Source organism: Salinarimonas sp. (genome assembly GCF_046292825.1).
GTDB lineage: Bacteria > Pseudomonadota > Alphaproteobacteria > Rhizobiales > Beijerinckiaceae > Salinarimonas.
The window spans coordinates 43,537-49,635 of sequence record NZ_JBKBQG010000030.1 but is presented as its reverse complement, the minus strand read 5'-3'; the positions used below and the strand labels follow the sequence as shown (position 1 = coordinate 49,635).

Below are 6,099 nucleotides of genomic sequence, written 5' to 3'. Positions count from 1 at the left end.
CCGCGACGGGATCCCCCTCCCCCCGCGAAGCGGCGGGGAGGGGTTAGGGGTGGGGGGTGGTGGAGCTTGTGGATTGGTCGGTGAGGGAGTCTCGACGGATGCGCCGAGCACCCCTCCCCGCCCGCTCCCCACGCCCGACCGCCCCCCACCCTACCCTCCCCACCGCTTCGCGGGGGGAGGGGGACCTCGGCGTCGAGACAGGTTCATGCAGCGATCGCCCAGCCCCGCGAAAGGATCCCCCCCGTGACCCCCGATCCCACCACAATCGCCGAGCGCCTCGCCGCCACCGGCTACGTGCCGGATCGGGATCTCGCCGTCGCGCTCTCGCTGATGCACCGCCTCTCCCGGCCCCTCCTCCTCGAGGGCGAGGCGGGGGTCGGCAAGACCGAGATCGCCAAGGCGCTCGCTTCGATCCACGGCACCGAGCTCATCCGGCTGCAATGCCACGAGGGGCTCGACCGGGCCTCCGCGCTCTACGAGTGGAACTACCCGCGCCAGCTGCTCGCCATCCGCGCCCGCGAGGGCGAGGATGCGGCGCGGGTCGAGGCGCACGTCTTCTCGGAAGATTATCTCCTCGAGCGCCCGCTGCTCGCCGCGATCCGCCGCGAGACCGCGCCCGTGCTCCTGATCGACGAGGTGGACCGCGCCGACGAGGAATTCGAGGCCTTCCTGCTCGAGCTCCTCTCCGATTGGCAGGTGACGATCCCCGAACTCGGCACGATCCGCGCGCGCGCGATCCCGTACGTGATCCTCACCTCGAACGCGACGCGCGAGCTCTCCGACGCGCTGCGGCGGCGCTGCCTCTACCATTACGTCGATTATCCCGAGCCCGACCGCGAGACGCGAATCCTGCTCGCCCGCATCCCCGGCATCGACGCCGCGCTCGCGGGCCAGATCGTGCGCTTCGTCGCGAAGATCCGGCGGGAGGATCTGGCGAAGGTCCCGGGCATCGCGGAGAGCCTCGATTTCGCCGCGAGCCTGGTGGGCCTGACCGATCTGCGCGACGACCCGCAGGCCGTGCGCGATGCGCTCGTCGCTCTTCTCAAGACCCGCGAAGACAGGCTGCGCCTCGCCGCTCCAGTGCTCGACCGTCTCGTCGAGGCGAGCGCATGAGCGCCCTGCCGGCCGAACCCCAAGCCGGAGCGCTGGCGCGGGCGCGGCTCGCGGGCTTCGTGCGCACGCTGCGCCTCGAGGGCTATCCCGTCGGCCTCGCCGAGAGCCGGGACGCGCTCGCGATCCTCGCCGGCGCCGACCTCGCGCGGCCCGCACGGCTGATGCCCGCTTTTCGCGCCCTCTTCGCCTCCCGCCCCGCCGATTTCGAGCGCTTCCCGGCCGTCTTCGACGCCTATTGGCGGGCGCGCCGCACCGGCATGCGCATCGTCGCGAGCGGGGCCTCGGCGCGACGCGGGCTCGACATCCGCCGCTGGAGGGGCCCCGATGCGGGCGCGGGCGAGGCCGGCCCGCCGGACCGCGTCTCGCGCAGCGAGGACGGCGCGGAGCCGATCGAGACGCACGAGGACGGCCCCCGCCGCGCCGGCGGCTCGAAGGCGGAGCGCCTCGAGACCACCGATTTCCGCCACCTCACCGACCCCGACGAGATCGCCCGCGCCCACGCCCTCGCCGAGCGGCTGGCGCGGAGCATGAAGGCGCGGCTCACGCGGCGCGCGAAGGCCGCGCGGCGGGGGCGGCGGATCGATCTGCGGCGCACGCTCGCGCGCGCCGTCTCGCGCGCCGGCGAGCCGATCGATCTCGTCATGCGCCGCCCGCGCGAGCGGCCGCTCAAGCTCGTGATCCTGCTCGACGCGTCGGGCTCGATGAGCGTCTACGCGACGACCTTCGTGCGCTTCGTCCACGGCATTCTCGGCGCCTTCGCGAAGGCGGAGGCGTTCCTCTTCCACACCCGCCTCGTCGAGATCACCCAGGCTCTGCGCGAGCGCGACCCCGTGCGCGCGGCCGAGCGCTTCACGCTCCTCGCGCAAGGGTTCGGCGGCGGCACGCGGATCGGGGCGGCGCTCGAGACCTTCAACCGCGTCCATGCGCGGCGCGCGATCACGCCGCGCACGGCCGTGATGATCCTCTCCGACGGCTACGACACCGGCGAGCCGGAGCTCCTCGCGCGCGAGATGAAGCGGCTGTCGCGCCGGGCGCGGCGGGTGATCTGGCTCAATCCGATGCTCGGCTGGCGCGATTACGCGCCCGTCGCCCGCGGCATGCAGGCGGCGCTGCCGCATGTCGATCTCTTCGCCCCCGCCCACGACCTCGAAAGCCTCGCCGCTCTCGAGGACGCGCTCGGCAAGCTGTGAGGATGCTCGGAGAATGCTGATGATGGAACCGCAGGACGTGGTCGATCTCGTCGCCGCCATGCGCGCCCGGGCGGAGCCCTTCGCTGTGGCGACCGTCGTGCGCACGGTCTCGCTGACCGCCGCCAAGGCCGGCGCCAAGGCGGTGATCCGCGCCGATGGGCGCATCTCGGGCGGCTGGATCGGCGGGGGCTGCGCGCGCGCCGCCGTGCTGCGCGCCGCCCGCCAGGTGATCGCCGACGGCACGCCGCGGCTCGTCTCGATCCGGCCCGAGGACCTGTTGGAGGATGCCGGCATCGCGCCGGGTGAGGAGCGCGACGGCATCCGCTTCGCCGCCAATCGCTGTCCGAGCAAGGGCACGATGGACGTCTTCATCGAGGCGGTGCTGCCAAAGCCGCTCCTCGTGATCTGCGGGGCGACGCCGGTCGCGAAGGCTCTGTGCGATCTCGGCCGGCGGATGGGCTACGAGACCTGCGTGCACGCCCCCGCCGACGAGCTCGACGCCTTCGCCGCGCCGGACGTGCGCGTCGCCGGCTACGAGGTCGCGGCCTCCTCGCCGCTCGCGCGGTTCGTCGTCGTCGCGACGCAGGGCGCGGGCGACAAGGCGGCGCTCGCCGGCGCGCTCGCGAGCGACGCGGCCTATGTCGCCTTCGTCGGCTCGCGGCTGAAGGCGGCGGCTCTGCGCGAGGAGCTCGCCCGCGAGGGCGTCGCGCGCGCCGCGCTCGAGCGCCTGCACGCGCCGGCGGGGCTCGACATCGGGGCGATTACGCCCGAAGAAATAGCCCTGTCGATCCTGGCCGAGATCACCGTCCTGCGGCGACGCGGGCAGCGCGAGGCCTGACGTGCCGCCGAATCTCAACGAGGAAAGGAAACGCCCATGGATATGACCGACAGCCGCCGGATCGCCGCCCCCCGCGAAGTGGTCTGGGCCGCGCTCAACGATCCGGAAGTCCTCAAGCAGTGCATTCCCGGCTGCGAGACGATCGAGAAGACCTCCGACACCGAGATGACCGCCAAGGTCACGCTCAAGATCGGCCCCGTGAAGGCGACCTTCAACGGCAAGGTGACGCTCTCCGATCTCGACCCGCCGAACGGCTACACGATCTCGGGCGAAGGCGCGGGCGGAGCCGCCGGCCATGCCAAGGGCGGCGCGAAGGTGTCGCTCGAGGCGGTCGAGGGCGAGGACGGATCGGAGGAGACGATCCTCCATTACGACGTGAAGGCGCAGGTCGGCGGCAAGATCGCCCAGCTCGGCGGGCGCCTCATCGACGCGACCGCGAAGAAGCTCGCGGGCGAGTTCTTCACGACCTTCGGCGAGGTGGTCGCTCCCGCGCCTGCAGAGGGCGCGGGCGACGAGGCGGGTGCCGAGGCGCCCAAGAAGGGCTGGCTTTCGGGCATGTTCGGCAAGAAGAAGGGCGAAGCCGCCGCCGAGTGACGACACGACGGGTCGCGCGCGCCGAGCGGCGCAAGGATCGATCTCGACGCCAACGCCCCCCGCGCAGCGGCGGGGAGGGTATGGGTGGGGGGTGGTCGGGCCGGTGGAGCGGGTGGAGAGACGTGCTCGGCGCATCCGCCGAGCCTCCTCCAAAAACCATCCGACAAGCCCCACCGCCCCCCACCCCTAACCCCTCCCCGCCGCTTCGCGGGGGGAGGGGAATCCCGTCTCGATCTGCACGACGGTCTTGCGAGGCGATCGGCGGAAGCATCGATCTCGCCGCCGACGCCCCCCTCCCCCCGCGCAGCGGCGGGGAGGGTATGGGTGGGGGGCGGTCGGGCCGGTGGAGCGGGTGGTGAGGCGTGCTCGGCGCATCCGCCGAGCCTCCTCCAAAAACCATCCGACAAGCCCCACCGCCCCCCACCCCTAACTCCCCGCCGCTTCGCGGGGGGAGGGGAATCCCGTTGCGATCTGCACGACGGTCTTGCGAGGCGATCGGCGCAAGGATCACATCGAGCCGACGCCCCGGAGCCGAAGGTCCGCCCAAAGCCACTTTCGTCGCCCCGGCGAACCAAAACCGAATTCGCGGTTTCTCCGGTTCGGGGAGAGACCGGAATGACATTGCCGCACGAGAATTCTTGCCGTCGCGCGCGCCGCGGGAAGGCCGGCGCCTCCGCGCTCGCGCTCGCCGTCGCCTTGGGCGCGCTCGCCTCGACGGGAGCCGCCGAAGGCACGCGCGCGCCGCCGCCCGTTCAAGCGGCCGCGCCCGCCGAGGACCCGCTCGTCCTCATGATCGAGACGCTGCTCGGCGAGATCGAGGAGCTGCGCCGCGAGCTCGACGGATCGGACGTGGTCGCCGAAGAGCTCGAGCAGCTGCGCGCGCTCCAGGAACGCGTCGAGAGCCTGCGCGCGCTCGCCGCCCGCCTCGACGACGGCCCGAGCACCGCGCGCGCGTCCGAGCCGGCGCCGGAGGCCGGCCCGCCGATCCCGTCGAACGACGAAGTGGCCGACGCTCTCGCCCGCGAGCATGCGATGATCGTCGGTGCCGACGGCGACCTCGCCGACCAGCCGCCCGCCCACTCCCCGACCTTGCGCCTCGCAGACGAGACCGAGGCCACGCTCGCTCGCGAGCATGCGATGATGCTCGGCGCAGAGGGCGATATCACCGACATGCCGCCAGCGCCCTCGCCCACGTTGCGCTTGGCGGATGAGACCGAGGCCACCCTGGCCCGCGAGCACGCGATGATGCTGGGCGCGGCCGGCGATATCCTCGACGCACCGCCGGCCCCCTCTCCCACCTTGCGCCTCGCAGACGAAACGGAAGCCGCCCTCGCCCGCGAGCATGCGATGATCCTCGGCGCCGATGGCGACGTCGTCGACCAGCCGCCGGCTGCCTCCCCCGCCCTGCGTCTCGCCGACGAGACGGAAGCCACCCTGGCCCGCGAGCACGCGATGGTGCTGGGCGCCGATGGCGACATCACCGACCAGCCGCCGGCGCCCTCTCCCGCCCTGCGCCTCGCCGACGAGACCGAGGCCGCTCTCGCGCGAGACCTCGCGATGATCCTCGGCGCGGACGGCGACATCGCCGACCAACCGCCGGCTCCCTCCCCCACCCTGCGTCTCGCCGACGAGGCGGAAGCCACCCTCGTCCGCGAGCACGCGATGATGCTGGGCGCCGACAGCGACCTCGCCGACCAACCGCCGGCTCCCTCCCCCACCCTGCGTCTCGCCGACGAGACCGAGGCCGCTCTCGCGCGAGACCTCGCGATGATCCTCGGCGCCGACGGCGACATCGCCGACGCACCGCCCGCACCCTCCCCCACCCTGCGTCTCGCCGACGAGACGGAAGCCACCCTCGCCCGAGACCACGCGATATTGCTGGGCGCCGATCGCGACCTCGTCGACGCGCCTCCGCCGCGGGCCGTGGCGGCGATCGAGCCGGACGATGCGCCGCTCGCGACGGGGACGCTGTCGTTACCGGAGCTGCGTCTTAACGCGCAGGGCCGTTTCCGGGAGGCTTGGGAGGCGCCGATCCCGCCCATGCGCCCGAGCGCGGCGCCGCCGGCCGCCGTCGCCGCTCTCCCGGAGCGGGCGCTCGAGACCGCGATCGAGCCCGAGGCGGGCCCGGCGCCGGAGGCTCGTTCCGTCCTCGTGCCGCCGCCGCGCCCGGGCGATCTGCAGGCGCCGGTGCGCGTGCAGCGACCCGCGCCCGCTCGTGCTCAGCCGGCGCCGCAGAGGCAGACGGCGCAGGTCGCGCCGCGGCCCCGAACCGCGCTGCGAGACGAGGCGCGACCGTCGCCGATCGCGCCCGCGCCGATGCCCCGGATGCTGCCCTTGCCCCTGGGGCTGCGCCCCTGAGGGGCG

General features: G+C 73.5%; 5 protein-coding genes. All 5 read left to right on the top strand.

What is annotated here, in order from left to right; genetic code table 11:
* Positions 1-243: 243 nt before the first annotated feature.
* The 5 genes from ACK4UM_RS14570 (at position 244) to ACK4UM_RS14550 (ending at position 6,093) form a co-directional block, all read left to right on the top strand.
* A complete protein-coding gene (locus ACK4UM_RS14570; protein ID WP_409800429.1) occupies positions 244-1,113 on the top strand; it encodes an AAA family ATPase in 870 nt (289 codons plus the stop codon).
* Positions 1,110-2,303: a vWA domain-containing protein gene (locus tag ACK4UM_RS14565; RefSeq protein ID WP_409800427.1), complete on the top strand. Its 1,194-nt coding sequence runs from the start codon at positions 1,110-1,112 to the stop codon at positions 2,301-2,303. The genes ACK4UM_RS14570 and ACK4UM_RS14565 overlap by 4 nt, the downstream gene beginning before the upstream one ends.
* A gap of 19 nt (positions 2,304-2,322) precedes the next feature.
* Entirely contained in the window at positions 2,323-3,141 is an 819-nt protein-coding gene (locus ACK4UM_RS14560) for an XdhC family protein (RefSeq protein ID WP_409800425.1), read from the top strand.
* Between the two features lie 36 nt (positions 3,142-3,177).
* Positions 3,178-3,735 carry an SRPBCC family protein gene (locus tag ACK4UM_RS14555; protein ID WP_409800423.1) on the top strand — a complete coding sequence of 186 codons (558 nt, stop codon included), beginning with the start codon at positions 3,178-3,180 and terminating at the stop codon, positions 3,733-3,735.
* Positions 3,736-4,350: 615 nt separating this feature from the next.
* Positions 4,351-6,093, top strand: a complete 1,743-nt coding sequence (locus ACK4UM_RS14550) for a cell division protein ZapB (RefSeq protein WP_409800422.1) — start codon at positions 4,351-4,353, stop codon at positions 6,091-6,093.
* The last annotated feature ends 6 nt before the right edge of the window (positions 6,094-6,099 follow it).

Coding starts and splice junctions, on each gene's coding strand:
- ACK4UM_RS14565 (WP_409800427.1), top strand. CDS start 1,110: ATGAGCGCCCTGCCGGCCGAACCCCAAGCCGGAGCGCTGGCGCGGGCG.
- ACK4UM_RS14560 (WP_409800425.1), top strand. CDS start 2,323: ATGATGGAACCGCAGGACGTGGTCGATCTCGTCGCCGCCATGCGCGCC.
- ACK4UM_RS14555 (WP_409800423.1), top strand. CDS start 3,178: ATGGATATGACCGACAGCCGCCGGATCGCCGCCCCCCGCGAAGTGGTC.
- ACK4UM_RS14550 (WP_409800422.1), top strand. CDS start 4,351: ATGACATTGCCGCACGAGAATTCTTGCCGTCGCGCGCGCCGCGGGAAG.